15 protein-coding genes are annotated in these 15,724 nt (G+C 69.9%); 3 read left to right on the top strand and 12 right to left on the bottom strand.

Going from position 1 to position 15,724, the window contains the following annotated elements:
• Positions 1 to 320: 320 nt before the first annotated feature.
• From ACZ607_RS06670 to ACZ607_RS06690, 5 genes are all read right to left on the bottom strand, one after another.
• Positions 321 to 1,184, bottom strand: a complete 864-nt coding sequence (locus tag ACZ607_RS06670) for an amino acid ABC transporter permease (RefSeq protein WP_469732426.1) — start codon at positions 1,182 to 1,184, stop codon at positions 321 to 323.
• Positions 1,181 to 1,825 (bottom strand): amino acid ABC transporter permease, encoded by a 645-nt coding sequence (locus tag ACZ607_RS06675; RefSeq protein WP_469732428.1) that lies wholly within the window; start codon positions 1,823 to 1,825, stop codon positions 1,181 to 1,183. The genes ACZ607_RS06670 and ACZ607_RS06675 overlap by 4 nt, the downstream gene beginning before the upstream one ends.
• A gap of 16 nt (positions 1,826 to 1,841) precedes the next feature.
• On the bottom strand, positions 1,842 to 2,756 hold the full coding sequence (locus tag ACZ607_RS06680; RefSeq protein WP_469732430.1) for a glutamate ABC transporter substrate-binding protein: 915 nt from the start codon (positions 2,754 to 2,756) through the stop codon (positions 1,842 to 1,844).
• Positions 2,757 to 2,767: 11 nt separating this feature from the next.
• The gene (locus tag ACZ607_RS06685) at positions 2,768 to 3,511 is read right to left on the bottom strand and encodes an amino acid ABC transporter ATP-binding protein (protein ID WP_469732431.1); all 744 of its coding nucleotides are present in this window, start codon (positions 3,509 to 3,511) and stop codon (positions 2,768 to 2,770) included.
• Positions 3,512 to 3,613: 102 nt separating this feature from the next.
• A complete protein-coding gene (locus ACZ607_RS06690) occupies positions 3,614 to 4,075 on the bottom strand; it encodes a DUF6278 family protein (protein ID WP_469732433.1) in 462 nt (153 codons plus the stop codon).
• A 107-nt stretch (positions 4,076 to 4,182) separates the two neighbouring features.
• Here ACZ607_RS06690 and ACZ607_RS06695 point away from each other — a divergent pair, with 107 nt between their 5' ends.
• Positions 4,183 to 4,962, top strand: a complete 780-nt coding sequence (locus ACZ607_RS06695) for an SDR family NAD(P)-dependent oxidoreductase (RefSeq protein ID WP_469732435.1) — start codon at positions 4,183 to 4,185, stop codon at positions 4,960 to 4,962.
• 31 nt (positions 4,963 to 4,993) lie between these two features.
• On the opposite strand, the gene ACZ607_RS06700 is transcribed toward ACZ607_RS06695, so the two are convergent.
• The 7 genes from ACZ607_RS06700 to ACZ607_RS06730 form a co-directional block, all read right to left on the bottom strand.
• Positions 4,994 to 5,743 carry a Clp protease N-terminal domain-containing protein gene (locus ACZ607_RS06700; RefSeq protein ID WP_469732437.1) on the bottom strand — a complete coding sequence of 250 codons (750 nt, stop codon included), beginning with the start codon at positions 5,741 to 5,743 and terminating at the stop codon, positions 4,994 to 4,996.
• 74 nt (positions 5,744 to 5,817) lie between these two features.
• The gene (locus ACZ607_RS06705; protein WP_469732439.1) at positions 5,818 to 6,597 is read right to left on the bottom strand and encodes an exodeoxyribonuclease III; all 780 of its coding nucleotides are present in this window, start codon (positions 6,595 to 6,597) and stop codon (positions 5,818 to 5,820) included.
• A 34-nt stretch (positions 6,598 to 6,631) separates the two neighbouring features.
• On the bottom strand, positions 6,632 to 7,279 hold the full coding sequence (locus tag ACZ607_RS06710; RefSeq protein WP_469732441.1) for an MBL fold metallo-hydrolase: 648 nt from the start codon (positions 7,277 to 7,279) through the stop codon (positions 6,632 to 6,634).
• Between the two features lie 12 nt (positions 7,280 to 7,291).
• Complete coding sequence (gene pcaDC, locus ACZ607_RS06715) at positions 7,292 to 8,551, bottom strand: bifunctional 3-oxoadipate enol-lactonase/4-carboxymuconolactone decarboxylase PcaDC (protein WP_469732443.1); 1,260 nt, start codon at positions 8,549 to 8,551, stop codon at positions 7,292 to 7,294.
• A 431-nt stretch (positions 8,552 to 8,982) separates the two neighbouring features.
• Entirely contained in the window at positions 8,983 to 9,876 is an 894-nt protein-coding gene (locus ACZ607_RS06720) for a geranyl diphosphate 2-C-methyltransferase (RefSeq protein WP_469732445.1), read from the bottom strand.
• A gap of 15 nt (positions 9,877 to 9,891) precedes the next feature.
• Positions 9,892 to 11,211: a family 2 encapsulin nanocompartment cargo protein terpene cyclase gene (locus ACZ607_RS06725; protein WP_469732447.1), complete on the bottom strand. Its 1,320-nt coding sequence runs from the start codon at positions 11,209 to 11,211 to the stop codon at positions 9,892 to 9,894.
• A gap of 101 nt (positions 11,212 to 11,312) precedes the next feature.
• A complete protein-coding gene (locus tag ACZ607_RS06730; RefSeq protein WP_469732449.1) occupies positions 11,313 to 12,740 on the bottom strand; it encodes a family 2B encapsulin nanocompartment shell protein in 1,428 nt (475 codons plus the stop codon).
• Positions 12,741 to 13,730: 990 nt separating this feature from the next.
• Here ACZ607_RS06730 and ACZ607_RS06735 point away from each other — a divergent pair.
• Positions 13,731 to 14,639: a zinc-binding dehydrogenase gene (locus ACZ607_RS06735; RefSeq protein WP_469732451.1), complete on the top strand. Its 909-nt coding sequence runs from the start codon at positions 13,731 to 13,733 to the stop codon at positions 14,637 to 14,639.
• 70 nt (positions 14,640 to 14,709) lie between these two features.
• On the top strand, positions 14,710 to 15,627 hold the full coding sequence (locus ACZ607_RS06740; RefSeq protein ID WP_469732453.1) for a cupin domain-containing protein: 918 nt from the start codon (positions 14,710 to 14,712) through the stop codon (positions 15,625 to 15,627).
• Positions 15,628 to 15,724: the final 97 nt, after the last annotated feature.

A 15,724-nucleotide genomic window follows, 5' to 3' on the forward strand; every position in this document is an offset into this window, starting at 1 on the left:
TCTCGTGATCTACGCAATCTTCACAGGAAAGTCGCGGACGCGAGGGTCGGGAGACCTTGATGCCCGCGGGGAAGGTTCCACGATCTCCCTCCTGGGCCGGGGCGGCCGTTCCCCCGTGGGCGTGGGGCCGTGCCCCACGCCCACGGTGTCCAGGCCGGTCACCTCTCGGTCGGTGACCGTCGCCGGACCTCGTCGCATCGGCGGCGACCCGGCCGGCACGCAGCTGACCTTCTGCCCCGCCGGGCCCGGAGACGGATCTCGTCCCGGTCCCGCTGTGCGAGGAGTGATCACCGGCTGCTGCCGGGCGGACTCGCCGATGCCTACAGGCGGCCGGGCAGCACCGTTCCCGGTTCGGCGGCGGCGACGCCCGTTCCCTCCGTCTTCGGGTTGCGCCGCTGCCGTCTGGCCACCCAGGTGGCGGACCAGGAGAGCAACATGCACATCCCGATGTAGATGGGCGAGATGACCATCACCACCGGGATGAAGGGCAGGTCGTAGTCCAGGTTGGACGCGATCAGCTTGCCCGCGTGCAGGAACTCCTCGTAGGTGATCAGGTAGCCCAGCGAGGTGTCCTTGAGCGCCACCACCAGCTGGCTGATGATGGTGGGCAGCATCGCGCGGACGGCCTGCGGGGCCAGGACATGGGTGGTGACCTGCGTCTTGCGCATGCCCAGGGCGAACGCCGCCTCCCGCTGCCCGCGTTCCACGGACTTGATCCCCGTACGGAAGACCTCCGCGAGCACGGACCCGTTGTAGAGGGTCAGCCCGGCCACCAGCGCGGGCAGCGGCTGGACCTTGAGCGCCACGAAGATGAAGAAGATCATCACCAGCACGGGCATGGCCCGGAAGAACTCGACCAGCAGCGTGGCGATCCAGCGCACCGGTCTGTGGTCGGAGAGCCGTCCGACGGCGAGGACCGCTCCGAGCGCGAGGGAGAGGACGGCGGCGTAGGCGAAGGCCTTGAGCGTGTTGCCGAGCCCGCGCAGCAGCAGCTCCTGGATTCCCTTGTACGTGAAGGGCGTCCACTTCTGGCTGGTGAACTGGTCCGTGTCGAAGAGCAGATAGAGGACCCAGCCGAACAGCGCGAGGATCACGGCCGTGGCCAGGACCCCGTAGAGGAAGTGCCGCTTACGGGTGGCGGGCCCCGGGATGTCGTAGAGCGCGGTGGGGGTGGAGTGGGTCATCGGGCGACTCCCCAGCGCTTCTCCAACACGTTGAAGACCGCGCTGATGGCGAGGGTGATGATCAGGTATCCGACGGCGATCCAGACGAAGGACCAGATGATGCTGTATCCGAGTTCGTTGAGGGTCTTGTAGGTGCCCAGCAGCTCGGTGACGCTGAAGGCGCCGGCGATCGCGGAGTTCTTGGCCAGGGCGATGAGCGTCGAGCCCACCGGCGGGATCACCGACCGGAAGGCCTGGGGCAGCACGATGCTGCCCAGGGTCTGGCCGAAGGACATCCCGAGGCTCCGGGCGGCCTCGCCCTGCCCCGTCGGCACGGTGTTGATGCCGGAGCGCAGCGCCTCACAGATGAAGGCCGAGGTGTAGCAGCCCAGTGCCAGCACCGCGAAGACCTGGAAGGGCAGCACCAGGCCGAAGCGCGGAAGTCCGAGCAGCACGGCGAAGAACAGCAGCGTCAGCGGGGTGTTGCGGAGCACCGCGACCCAGACGGTGCCGATCGCCCGGAGCGCGGCGACCGGCGCGACCCGGAACGACGCCATGACGAAGCCGAGCACCAGCGCCAGGATCGAGGCGTACACGGTGAGTTCGACGGTGCCGAGGAAGCCCTTGCCGTAGAGCGACCAGTTCTCTGTCAGTACGTCCATGACGGTGGCCCGCCCCTCAGTTCGTCGGGTAGCGGTCGATGGGCGGGGGTTTCGGCGCCGGCACCCCGGACAGACCCAGAGTCGCCTCGAACGCCTTCTTCCAGTTGCCGTTCTTCTCGTTGGCCTCCAGTGCGTCGTTGAGCGCGGCCCGCAGCGCGTTGTCGCTGCGCGGGACGCCGATGCCGTACGGCTCCTCGGAGAAGGGCTTGCCGACCACCTTCATCTCGTCGGGCGCCTTGGCCGCGAAGCCCAGCAGGATGGCGTCGTCGGTGGTGACGGCGTCGACCTGGAAGGTCAGCAGGTTGTCGACGCAGATCGAGTAGGTGTCGTACGCGACGAGATCCGCCTTGGGGAAGTCGGCGGCGATGCGCTGGTACGGCGTGGATCCGGCGGCCGAGCAGACGGTCTTCCCCGCGAGGTCCTGCGGACCGTGGATGTCGTTCTCGTCGGTGCGCACCAGCAGCCCCTGGCCCGCCATGTAGTAGGGCCCGGCGAAGCCGACGAGCTTCTTGCGCATGTCGTTGATGGTGTAGGTGCCGACGTAATAGTCGATCTGCCCGTTCTGGAGTGCCGTCTCACGGTTGGCGGAGGCGATGGTCCGGAAGCGGATCGTGTCCGGCTGGAAGCCGAGTGAGGCCGCCATCATGCGGGCGATCTCGATGTCGAAGCCGGAGTAGATCCCGGTGGCCGGGTCCTTCTCGCCGAGGTAGGGCTGGTCCTCCTTGGCGCCGACGACGAGATAGCCGCGCTTCTTGGCCTTCTTCCAGGTCTTCGACTCCGGCAGCTGGAATCCGGTGTCGACCTTGTACCGGGGCAGCTGGTCGGCCCTGGGCCCCTTGACCGGCGGGCTGCCCTCCCTGCCGCAGCCGGCGCAGAGCGCGGCCACCAGGAGGCAGACCAGCACGGCCGCGATGTTCCTCGTACGCAACACGGTGCCTCCTGTCAGTGCTTGAGGATCTTGGACAGGAAGTCCTTGGCGCGGTCGCTCTCCGGCGACGTGAAGAAGTCCTCCGGAGTGCGGTCCTCGATGATGCATCCCTCGGACATGAAGACCACGCGGTTGGCCGCCGACCGGGCGAAGCCCATCTCGTGCGTGACGACCACCATGGTCATGCCCTCGCGGGCGAGCTGCTGCATGACCTCCAGGACCTCGTTGATCATCTCGGGGTCCAGCGCGGAGGTGGGCTCGTCGAAGAGGAGCGCCTTGGGGTCCATGGCGAGGGCGCGGGCGATGGCGACGCGCTGCTGCTGGCCGCCGGAGAGCTGCGCGGGGAACTTGTCCGCCTGCGAGGCCAGCCCGACCCGCTCCAGGAGTTCCCGGGAGCGCTGGTCGGCCTCGTCCTTCTTGCGCTTGCGGACCTTGAGCTGGGCGAGCGAGACGTTCGCGAGCACGGTCTTGTGGGCGAAGAGGTTGAACGACTGGAAGACCATGCCCACTTCGGCGCGAAGCTCCGCGAGTCCCTTCCCCTCCGCGGGGAGCGGTTTCCCGTCGATCGCGATGTGGCCCGACTCGATCGTCTCGAGCCGGTTGATGGTCCGGCAGAGCGTTGATTTGCCCGATCCGGAGGGGCCGATGACCACCACCACCTCCCCGCGGCCGACGGTGAGATTGATGTTCTGCAGTACGTGCAACGTCCCGAAGTGCTTGTTGACGTCCCGCAGCTCGATCAACGGATCGACGGCCATACGCTGCCCTACCCACTTATCGCTTGTGTCGAGGTCAGCGCAAACTATCCGGGGTGCGCACGCGCTCCGGGGCCGACACGCACCGGCGGCGCATAAGGCTGTTTATCGCGTTTTGGCCTCGGGTCCGCTCTCCGCCGATTCCGCATACATCTCGGAGAGCTCGGGGCTGCCCGACATCGCCCAGTCGAGTCCGGCGGTGACCACGTCGATCTCGCGTCCGGAGCCCAGGCGCACCACCGGCTTCCCGCCCGCCAGGATGGCCCAGGCGGCGCCGGGGACGGTGCGCACCAGCACGGTGCCGAGGTAGAGGCCCGCGTCGTTGCCCACCCAGGGCAGCTCCTCCGGGTCGTCCCGCCAGATGGGCGGCAGTTGGTCGAGCGCGGACAACGAGGCGGGGGTGTCGTCGAGTTCGAGGCCGCACTGCGCCGCCCGGGAGCGCAGCAACTCGCATTCCGCGAACAGCTCGGCCACGCCGTCCGGGTCGGTCTCGACGGCGGCCGCGAGCGCCGCCGCCCGCGTCCCGCCCTGACGCTTACGCCAGTTGTCCAGAAAAGGGATGTTCATGCCACCAGGATCCCACCCCTGGGACGTTCCGCACCGCAGGGCGCGCGACTGTGCCGGTTCCGGGACCCGCCCCGTACATGATCCGGCCACCTCTTTAGGGTACGAGCATGACGTCGCAGAACTATCTCTCCGAACTCTTCTCGCTGGAAGGCCGGATCGCCGTGGTGACCGGCGGCAGCTCCGGCATCGGCCGGAGCATCGCGGGGGCGCTGGCGCAGGCCGGCGCGAGCGTGGTGGTCGTGGCGCGCAGGGAGGCGGAGCTGGTACGGACCGTCGCCGAACTCGACGGCGAGGGCTGCCGGGCGGCCTGGGTGAGCGCCGATCTCGGGACCGCCGACGGCGTGCGTACGGCGGGCGACGAGGCGGCGGCCGCGTTCGGTGAGCCCGACATCCTCGTCAATTGCGCGGGCATCAACCTGCGGCCGCCGATGGGCGAGCTCGACGAGGACGTCTGGGACACCACGATGACGGTGAACCTCAAGGCCCCCTTCCTGCTGGGCCGCAGGTTCGGTCCCGGCATGGCGGAACGCGGGTTCGGCCGGATCATCCACATCACCTCCCAGCAGGCGCACCGGGCGTTCGTGCAGAGCGGTGCGTACGGCGTCTCCAAGGGCGCGCTGGAGTCCCTGGCCCGCTCGCAGGCCGAGGCCTGGTCGCCGTACGGGGTCACCTGCAACACGCTGGTGCCCGGATTCGTGATGACGCCGCTCAACGAGCGCCTGTCGTCGGACCCCGAGCGGGTGGCCGCGCTGGCCACCCGCACGATGGTCGGACGCAACGGGCTGGCCGAGGACTTCGCGGGCGCCGCGGTGTTCCTGGCGAGCGGCGCGTCCTCCTATGTGACCGGGCAGTCGCTGTTCGTCGACGGCGGCTTCTCGGTGCACTGAGGACCGCCCGTCGGGGCGGGGCGGGGCGGTCTCAGCCTTCGATGTCCGGGTCCGCCTCCCCCGTCGCCGCGGCGACCGCCGCGGCGATGTCGGACGACGCCACGTCCTTGTCGATACCCAGGCCGGTGAGCACGCCGGCGCCGCCCTCGAACTCCAGCAGGGCCAGCACGATGTGCCCGGTGCCGACGGCGTCGTGGCCGAGGCGCAGCGCCTCCCGGAAGGTGAGCTCCAGGACCTTGCGGGCCGCCGCGTCGTACGGGATCAGCTCGGGGACCTCGTCGACCGCGGCGGGCAGGGCGAGGACCGCCGCCTCCCGGACCGCCTCCGGGGCGACTCCCTGTCCGGCGATGGCCTGGGCGCCGGGAGAGTCCGGCTCGGCCAGGACACCGAGGAGCAGGTGTCCCACCCCGATCTCGTCGTTGCGGGCGGCGTGGGCCTCGTTGTGCGCGCCCATGACGACGTTCCTCGCCTGCTCGTCGAACCGTCCGAAGCCCTGACTCGGGTCCAGGTCGGAGGACTCACCGGGCTTCTTGGGCACGAACCTCTTCTGCGCGGCCTGCCGGGTGACTCCCATGCTCCGGCCGATGTCCGTCCATGACGCGCCCGACCGGCGCGCCTGGTCCACGAAGTGGCCGATGAGGTGGTCGGCGATCTCACCCAGGTGGTCCGCCGCGACCACCGCGCCGGAGAGCTGCTCCAGCGCGTCGGAGTGGGTGTTCTTGATCGCGTCGATCAGGTCGTCGAGACGGATGGGCGGATTGGCGTGCAGCGGCTTCGTCATGAGGCAACCTTAGGTTGACACCTCGGGGGCGTCAACCCGAAGTTGACAGTGGCGGGTCGCGGCGGAGCAGGCCGTCAGACGTCCAGGTCCACCACCACCGGGGCGTGGTCGGAGGCTCCCTTGCCCTTGCGCTCCTCGCGGTCGACATAGCTGTCCGTGACCGCCGTCGCGAAGGGGGCGTTGCCGTAGACGAGGTCGATGCGCATGCCCTTGTTCTTCGGGAAGCCGAGCTGGCGGTAGTCCCAGTAGGTGTACGGGCGGTCGTACTTCAGGGGGCGCGGCACCACGTCGGAGAGCCCTTCCTCGCGCAGCGCGGCGAGCGCCGCCCGCTCCGCCGGGGTGACATGGGTGGCGCCCTCGAAGAGCGCCGGGTCCCAGACGTCCTCGTCGGTCGGAGCGATGTTGAAGTCGCCGAGGACCGCGAACGGCAGCGTCCCCGCCGCGTCCGCGGCGACGGCCTTCCGCAGGGCCTCCAGCCAGCGCAGCTTGTAGGCGTAGTGGTCGTGGGCGACCTCACGGCCGTTCGGGACGTAGACGGACCAGACGCGGGCGGCGCCACAGGTCGCCGAGACCGCCCTCGGCTCCTGCACACCCTCGTACTCCGGGCCGTCGGGCAGACCCGTCACGACGTCCGTGAGGCCGACGCGGGAGAGCAGCGCCACGCCGTTCCACCGGCCCGTGGCGTTGACCGCGGACTCGTAGCCCGCCTCGCGCAGGGCTTCGGCGGGGAACTGCTCCAGCGTGCACTTGGTCTCCTGGAGGCACAGCACATCGGTGCCGCTGCTCTCCAGCCAGGCCAGCAGCCTCGGGAGCCGGGCGGTGATCGAGTTGACGTTCCACGTGGCGATGCGCATGCAGTCAACCTAACCGCTCCCACTGACAGCGGGGTCAGAGGCGGGTCGCGTCACCCGGGGTCAGCCGGCCGTGGTCCGTCCCGCCCAGGGAGCCGATCTGGGTGTCGTAGACCGGGCGCGCGAGGTCGGTCAGCAGGGCGTCGTGGATGTCGATCGCCCGGCGCGGCTTGACCTCGCGTACGTAGTCGATGACCTCCGAGATCTTGTTCCAGGGGGCCATGACCGGCAGCATCAGGGTGTCCACCGGGTGGTCGGGCACCGTGAAGGCGTCGCCGGGGTGGAAGACCGAACCGTCCACGAGGAATCCGATGTTGGTGATCCTCGGGATGTCCGGGTGGATCACCGCGTGCAGTTCGCCGTGCACCTGTACGTCGAGTCCCGCCGCGGTGAACGTGTCGCCGTGGCCGACCGTGTGCACCCGCCCCGGGAAGGCGGCGGACAGCTGCTCGGCCACGCTGCGCAGGGTCCACACGCGCGCGGCGGGGTTGGCGTCCAACGCCGCGCGCAGCCGTGCCTCGTTGAAGTGGTCCGGGTGTTCGTGCGTCACCAGGATCGCGTCGGCACCGACCGCGGCGTCGTCCTCGGCGAACCCGCCCGGGTCGATGACGAGCGTCTGCCCGTTCCGCTCCAGGCGGACGCAGGAGTGGATCTTCTTGGTCAGAGTGAGAGACGAATCGTTCATGTCCCCATCCTGCTACGCGGGCGGGGTCGTTTCCTCCTGGATCACGGACTGCGCGATCTCGAATGCCGCACCTGCCGCCGGGATGCCGCAGTAGACGGCGGTCTGGAGCAGCACCTCCTTGATCTCGACGGGGGTGAGCCCGTTGCGCAGGGCCGCCCTGACGTGCTGCGCGAGACCGCCCAGGTGCCCGGACGCGACGACCGCGGTGAGGGAGACACAGCTGCGGGACCTGCGGTCGAGGCCCTCCCGGCTCCAGATCTCCCCCCAGGCGTAGCGGGTGAGGAGGTCCTGGAAGTCCTCGGTGAAGCCGTCGGAGGCCGCCGTCGCCGCGTCCACGTGGGCATCGCCCAGCACCTCGCGCCGGACCTTCATCCCCCGCTCGTAGCGGTCGGCGCGCCCCGCCGGGGAGGCGTCGGGCAGGTCGACCGAGGCGGTGATCTCCGCGACGGGGACGACAGGGGCGAACGGGGCGGCGAAGCCCGGGTTCGGCGGCACGGGGATCGACGCCAGGGTGTCCTGCCAGGCGGTCGAGAAGTGCATCAGCAGCAGGTCGGTGACGGCGGCCGGCTGCTCGACCGGGGCGAGGTGCGAAGCACCGGGTACGAGCGCGAGCCGGGCGTCCGGGATGCCGGCGACCAGGGTCCGGGCCTCGGCGGGGCCGGTGACCTTGTCCTCGGCCCCGACCAGGACGAGGGTCGGGACACCGATGCGGGGAAGTTCCGTACGGATGTCGAAGGCGGCCAGGGCCTCGCAGGCGGCGATGTAGCAGCCGGGGTCGGTGGTGCGGACCATTTGTACGGCCCACTCGACGATGGCGGGCTGGGCGGCGGCGAACCCGGGGGTGAACCAGCGCTCCGGGGACGACCGGGCGATCGGCTCCAGGCCGTTGCTGCGGACGATCACCCCGCGCTGCCGGAACTCGTCGGCGGTGCCGAACCGGGGCGACGCGGCGACGAGCGCCAGGGCGGCGACCCGGTGGGGATGGCGCAGAGCGAGCTCGGCACCGACGGCGCCGCCGATGGAGCAGCCCGCGTATCCGAAGCGCTGGACGCCGACGCTGTCCAGGGTGGCGAGGAGGCGGTCGGCGAGGTCGGCGACCGCGACGGCGGGATGCGCGGGGGCTCCGCCGTGCCCGGGCAGGTCGTAGCGGAAGATCCGCCAGTGCTTGGAGAGCTCGGGTATCTGGCGGTCCCACATGTGCCAGGTGGTACCCAGTGACGGCCCGATCACCAGGACCGGAGCGTCTTCTGGCCCGTCAAAGCGGTATTGCATGGTGTTCGGTGGTGTCTCGGTCACCCGGAAAACCCTCTCATCTGTCACGAGATGTCACACCGCCGGGGTGGATCTGACCAGTCTCGGCTCTCCCACGATGCCAGCTCGAGCGCCGGGGGCCTGAAGAGGCCGGGTAGGGTTCGCCGGCATCTACGCGCGGTGATGAGGGGCCGGTCCGTCGTGGACGATCTTCAACTGCCGGGCTGCCCGAGTGCAGGACATGCCCGCCGTCCGCCGGCAGCGGCAGGGGGCACGCGCCCGCGCCCCGGCCGCTGCCGGCGGCGTCCCGCCGATTGCCTCGCAGGCCTCCGGCGCCGGCCTTTCACCAGCGGGTCGCCGAGCTGAACGCCGTGATCGAGGAGGTGGCGAAGGCCGGGGCGCAGCTGACGGTGAGGGCTCCGCCAGGTCGGGCCCTCACCGTCAGTCCGAGGTCAGATGCGGTCCGCCGCGATGAGGACGTACTGGAAGGACCCGTCCTTGTACGAGTTGATGAACGCCTCCTCGATTCCCGTGACCAGCGAGGACGTGGCCCGCAGCTCCCAGTAGGGCAGTGTGTCGGGGGTGAGGTCGACGACGGCCTGCGGCACGAGACGGTTGTCGGCCATGGCACGCAGGTACTCACGGCGCGAGTGGATGTTGCACTCGAAGTGGGCGTTGATCTGGGACACCCACTTCGAGGGCTGGCCGTAGCGCGGGTTCCAGCAGCCGGTGATGGTCACGTAGCGACCGCCGACCTCGAGGACACGGGAGTGCTCGGCGAAGAGGTCGTGCAGGTCGACGTACATGCTCGACTCGTTGTTCCACGAGGCCGCGACCGAGCCGGTCTCGAACGGCGTGGAGAGCATGTTGCAGACCCGGGCGCGGACATGGTCCTGGATGCCGAGCTCGACGGCACGGCCGTTGGCGAAGTCCGCCTGCTTGGCCGAGAGCGTGACGCCTTCGACCTTGCACCCGAAGCGCTGGTGAGCCATAACCATCGAGCCGCCGCGCCCGCAGCCGGCGTCGACCAGGGTGTCGTCCCCGCCGATGTCACCGAGGTGCCCCAGAAGGTACTCGGCCTGCGCCGACTCCAGCCGGTGCAGCTCGGCGATCAGCTTCTTCTCGCTCTCGCTGTCCTCGGCGTCGCCGAGAGCGGCGTGGTCCACGTCGCCGATGCCGTAGTGGTGGTGGTAGAGCCCGTCGACATCGCCGAGCCGCAGGTTCACAGGCCTGGCCTCACCGTCCCAGTAGCGGGCGATGTCCCCTTGGTAGGGGGACGCCGGGCTGGGGATCCGCACAGAGCCCGAGGTGTCGGTGGCGGCGGGGGCGAGTTCGGTGTGGGTCACAGATGAGTCCGTTCTTTACCAGAAATCGGGCAGGCTGTAGCGATAGGTGTTGTTCTGGTGCCAGTTGTGGTTGCCGTCGACCCAGGCGGCCACTCCCCGGAGGAAGCGGTGCACGGCGGGCGCCGGACAGGCCTCGGCCAGAGCCGCGGCCTCGCTCTCGAAGTCGTGCATGAGGTCGTTGTGGACCTCGACCGACTTCAGGTAGGCGTCCCGGTCGGAGAGGCCCTCCCGTTCGGCGATCACCACCGGAAGGTTCAGGTGATGGCCGGGAGCGTCGAGTTCCTTCGTGTAGGAGTAGAGGTCGTTCACGATGGTCGTCGCGTTCCCCGCGAGCGCGATGACCTTCTGCAGGCCGGGCTGGGCGTGCAGGTCCGCGGGCAGTTCGTAGCCGCCGACGGTGTCGGTGATGGTCGGGCAGGGGCGGAAGTTGTTGAACTGGCGCATCGCCAGGTACTCCCACACCTCGGGGACGTGATCCAGCTGGGCCCAGGCCGCTTCGGCGAGGTAGCCCATGTGCAGCCGGGCCATGTCGTGCCGGAACCGGTCCGCCTGGGAGGCGCTGGCCGCCCGTACGAAGTACTCCATGGCGGAGCGGTAGGCACGCCGGGGCGCGTCCGCGTGGAGCGACTTCGCCCACTGCGGCTGGTACTCCTTCGTCGTGTACAGCGGGTCCAGTGCCGTGTGCGCCAGCAGAAGCCTTTCGCCGAGGCCCACGGGCGAACCCCCGTGGTCCTCGCAGTAGCAGTCGTCCACCGCGTTCTCGGCCACCATCAGGCGCGTGGCGAGCATGAGGTGGTCGACGGTGGGCGCGTCTGGATGACAGCCGACCATGTAGCGGCCCACGGAGAAGCCGTCGAACTGCTCCTCCCAGTCATCGGGATACAGCGAGACCTCGTCCAGCGCCCAGGCCTTGATCCTTCGGCTGACCTCCTCGACCCGCACCGGGTCGGGTTCGGGCACGGGGTGGTGGTAGAGGCCCGGGACCGGCGTCCCCTCCGCTGTGGCCGCCGGCGGGGAGGGCGGGGTCTGCTGCTCGTCCCGCGGGAACAGGCGCAGGCCCGCCGTGCCCAGACCGCTGGGGCCACGCAGGATCCGTTCCAGGCCGGCGCCCGCTGCCACCGCCTCGGCTGCCGGGGGAGCCGGGACGGGACGGGCGGCGAGGGCGGATGCGGAGGTCACGGGCGGGACGGGCGGAGAGGGCACGCCGGGCAGGCCGCCGGTCATGCCCCTGACGTCGATGGTGTGCGCGACGGCGGAGCCGAGCAGGTGCGCCCCGGATCGGGAAGCGGCCTCCGGCAGGCTCGACTGTGGTGGTGGCAGCTCAGGTGCGGGCATCCATGGCTCCTTGGTGGGTATGCGCGGTTTCCCGAAGCCTTCCGGGGCCGGTGCGACCGTGCCCGGAGGTCTCGGTCCCGGGCCTTTCGGGCGGGGGTCCGTTACCGGGGCCAGCGGGCGATCTGCACGTTCTCCATCACGCCGACCGCGTCCGGCACGAGGATCGCGGCCGAGTAGTAGGTGGTGACGAGATAGGACGTGATCGCCTTCTCGTCGAGGCCCATGAACCGGACCGACAGGCCCGGTTCGTACTCGTCCGGCAGCCCGGTCTGGTGCAGACCGATGACGCCCTGGTTCTCCTCGCCGGTACGCATGGCGAGGATCGAGCTCGTCTTCTCCTTGGTGACGGGGATCTTGTTGCAGGGGAGGATCGGAACCCCGCGCCAGGCAGGGACCTGCTGTCCGCCGAGGTCGGTGTGGTCGGGATAGATCCCCCGCGCGTTGAACTCGCGCCCGATCGCCGCGATGGTCCGGGGGTGAGCGAGGAAGAACTTGGTGCCGCGCCGTCGGCAGAGGAGTTCGTCCATGTCGTCCGGGGTCGGCGGCCCCGAGTGCGTCTGGATGCGCTGCTTGAAGTCGGCGTTGTGGAGCAGGCCGAACTCCCTGTTGTTGATCAGCTCGTGCTCCTGGCGCTCCCGCAGCGCCTCGATGGTGAGCCTGAGCTGTTCCTCCGTCTGGTTCATCGGCCCGTTGTAGAGGTCGGCGACCCTCGTGTGGATCCGCAGGATGGTCTGCGCGACCGAGAGCTCGTACTCCCTCGGCCTCAGCTCGTAGTCGACGAACGCGCCGGGCAGTTCCTGCTCGCCGACGTGGCCGGCCGACATCGCGATCTCGGCCTCACCACGATGGTTCTGCCGCCGGTGCGAGAGTGACGCGAACGCGTCGAGGTGGGCCCGGAGGCTCGATGCCGTGGACGCCACGGCCGCGAAGTCCGCGCGGGACAGGGTGAGCAGGGTGCCCGACGTCTCGGCCGTGACGGTGTTCTCCCAGCGGGCGTCCTCGTCCAGCAGCGCGTTCTCCCCGAACCGGTCGCCGTCGGCCAGTACGTCCAGGACGACCTCGTCGCCGTAACTTCCGACGGAGGTCTGGCCGATGCGGCCGTGGGCGATCAGATACAGCTTGTCCGCGGGTGCCCCGCGCTCGACCAGTGTCTCGCCGGCGCGGAACTCGTGCTGTACGCACCGGTCGGCGATGGCGCTCAGGACCTCCACGTCGTCGAAGCCCCGGAGCAGGGCCAGTTCGCCGAGTTCACGGGGGATGACGCGGACGTTCGCACCGTCCTGGACGAATTCCACGGTTCCGTCGCCGACGGTGTAGCTCAGGCGACGGTTCACCCGGTACGCCCCGCCCTTGGTCTCCACCCAAGGGAGCATGCGCAGCAGCCAGCGGGAGGAGATCTCCTGCATCTGCGGCGCGGACTTGGTGGTGTTGGCGAGGTTACGGGCAGCCGCCGTGCCCAGACTGGACTGCCGGGGCAGCTCCAGTCGCACGTCCGGGTTCGACACGTCCGGGTTCGAGTCGACAGTCATCGGCACGCTCTCCTTGGTCAGTCGGTGGCGCACGTATGCGGACGCCGTCGGGCGAAAGGAGTGATAAGTGATCAATGGACGAGAAACCGTCCAGATCCAGGGGAACACTAATCGCGGCTCCGGCCGCTGGACCAAGGGAAGTCGCTGACATTAGCTCGATACGATGATCGCGACCGCCCCATGTTTGTCCGGGTACCGAATAGATTCAGCCGTGGCGCGTGGTGCACGGCGACCTCCGGGCCGGGTGTCGGCGGTGCGGGACCGGTGACGGGCCGGAGCGGCGAAGGGCCGCGAAGGGGCTTGGCGCCAAAGGCCGAGGGGCCGTTCGGGGCTGGAGGGGGCGGGTGTGTCCACCGCCGTCCTCCTCGACGCGCGGTATGCCCGATGTCACGACACGACGTCAGAAACACGACATGACCGGGAGTGCGACCACGCGGAGGGGGCGATACTGCGGCGCGCTCGGGGGTTACCGGGCCACGAGCAGCTGTCGAGTTGCTGGTACCGGTTCCAGGATCCTCCGGCTTCAGTGACCGGGCGGGTGGCTGTCTTGCCGTGGTAACCGGGGGCGGCGCCTGGAAGGACGAGTTGGCAGATCGCGGAGGTTCTGCCGCGCTGGGGCAGGACGCTCCTGGCCCGCTCCTGTCACACCTCCGTCCCCTCCCTGGCGGAATGCCCGCCCCGGCGCCGACGCGGTCGTCCGGCACGTTGCCCGGCGCGACTCCGCCGCCCGACGCAAGCACTGGCGCCTCAAGATCATCACGTTGCCGGGCGTCTCGGTGGCCGTCACGGCGTCATCCACCGGACGGGGCGGGGCTCGACGCGTCGTGAGTCGCACTGAGACAGATCGTCAACTGATTGATTCTCGTGGGTCTGGTCGCCGTCCCGGTCCTGCGAAAGGGTTCCAAGAAGACGGCAGTGCGGCGTGTGCGCACTCGATCTGTTGCCGCGCCGAGTGTTCAGGCGCACACACGAGAGAAGGAAACACCCCTTATGCGCGCCCTTGTGGTCGATCACAGTGAAGCCGGCCCCGTCCGGTTCGCCGATGTCGATGAGCCCGTACCGTCCACCGGTGAGGCGTTGGTGGAGATACGGCACATCGGTCTCAACTTCGGAGAGCTGAATTACGTGCACCAGTGGCCGGCCGGCGCCGTGCACGGTCACGACGCGGCGGGCATCGTGGTGCGCGCCGCGTCCGACGGCTCGGGGCCGCCCGAAGGCACGCGCGTCGCCGTGGGGATGGCTCCCCACGCGTGGGCGGAGCGGGTGGCAGTCAGCCCCGCCTCGCTCGGCACCGTCCCCGAGGGTGTCGATCTGGTCGACGCCGCGGCGCTGGGGATCGCCGGAGTCACCCCTCTCCGAGTGCTGCGCACCCGTTCCCTGCTGGCGCGCAACGTTCTGGTCACCGGCGCCAGCGGGGGCGTGGGGCACTTCGCCGTCCAGTTGGCGGCGCTGGCGGGCGCCCGGGTGACGGCACTCGTCGGTTCGCCGGAGCGGGCCGCCGGGCTCCGCGAACTCGGGGCCGACAAGGTCCTGACCGGCCTGGCCGAGACCGGGGAACGGTTCGACCTCGTCCTGGACACGGTCGGCGGGCCACTGGTGCCCCAGGCGTGGAGTTCGCTCGCCGAGGGCGGCACCATCCACCTCGTCGGCTACTCCTCGGGGCAGGAAACCACCTTCCCGTCAGGGACATTGTTCGGCTTCGGCGAACCCCGCAGCATCGCCACCTACGGCGACATGACGCCGACCGGCGGGGAGCTGACGGACCTGCTGGGCCTCATGGCCACCGGGAGGCTCTCGGCGCCGGTCGGACTGCGAGGCGACTGGCAGGGCGTGGACGACGCCGTCCAGGCGCTGTTCGCGCGGAAGGTGCACGGAAAGGCCGTTCTTGACGTGGCCTGACGCTGCGGACGAGGACACATGCGCCTCGCCCGCCGGTGGGCGGTTCGCGGCGGTGGACGAGAATGGAACCATGGATGTGCTGGCGGAGGTCTTGCGCGTTTCGGGTGCGCGTGGAGGGCTCGGGGTCGTGCTGAAGGCCGGAGGAACCTGGGGCCTGCGGCTGGACTCCTCCCCGGGAGCGGCGCTGCACGTGGTGTCCCGCGGCACCATGTGGCTGCACGCCACGGGCGAGAAACCTCTTCGGGTGCAGGCCGGAGACGCCGTCCTGGTGCCGCCGGGCACCCCACACGGGATAGCCGGCGGCGCCGGCATGACGATGGGTTCCTGCGACCGCGAGGCAGCGGCCCGGTCTTTCGCCGATGGCCGGGCCCTGCGGCTGGGCCCGGCGCCGGTACAGACGGAAGTGATCGTCCTGCGCTACGAGCAGGACCCGGAGGTGCGCACACCGGTGCTTACCTCCCTCGCCCGGCCGATGCACGTCACAGCCCGGGAGAACGCGCAGCTCAGAAGGACCGTCGAACTACTCGCTGCCGAGCTCGCACAGCCGCAGATCGGCACCACCGCCGCCATCAACAGCATCGTCGACCTTCTGCTCGTCCAGTTCGTACGCGCCTGGCTGGCCCGCCACCCGCAGGAGCAGTCCGGCTCATGGCTGGGAGCGATGCGTGATCCGGTCGTGCGCGACGCTCTGGCATGCGTCCACGCCCAACCGGAACACCCCTGGACCACGGAGACCCTGGCCGCCGCAACGAGCGTCTCCCGAGCGACGCTGTCCAGGCGCTTCCGCTCCGCCCTCGGACAGACGCCGGGCGCCTACGTGACACAGTGGCGCATCGACCTGGCGTCCGTCCGGCTCCGCGACACCGACGACCCGGTCGAGTCGATCTCCGGCGCGGTCGGGTACGGCTCTCCGCACGCTTTCAGCCGTGCCTTCAGACGTGCCCGAGGCACGGCCCCTGGCGAATATCGTTCTCGGCTTCGCAGGTGATCCGGCCTCGACCGGTGACTGGTGGGCTCGCCTGTTGAGGTGTCGCGTATTCCTCGGTGAGGTCGGTCCCGGTCCCGGCGTCACCATGAGTGGTCGC

This window comes from Streptomyces sp. NPDC104381 (genome assembly GCF_055583745.1).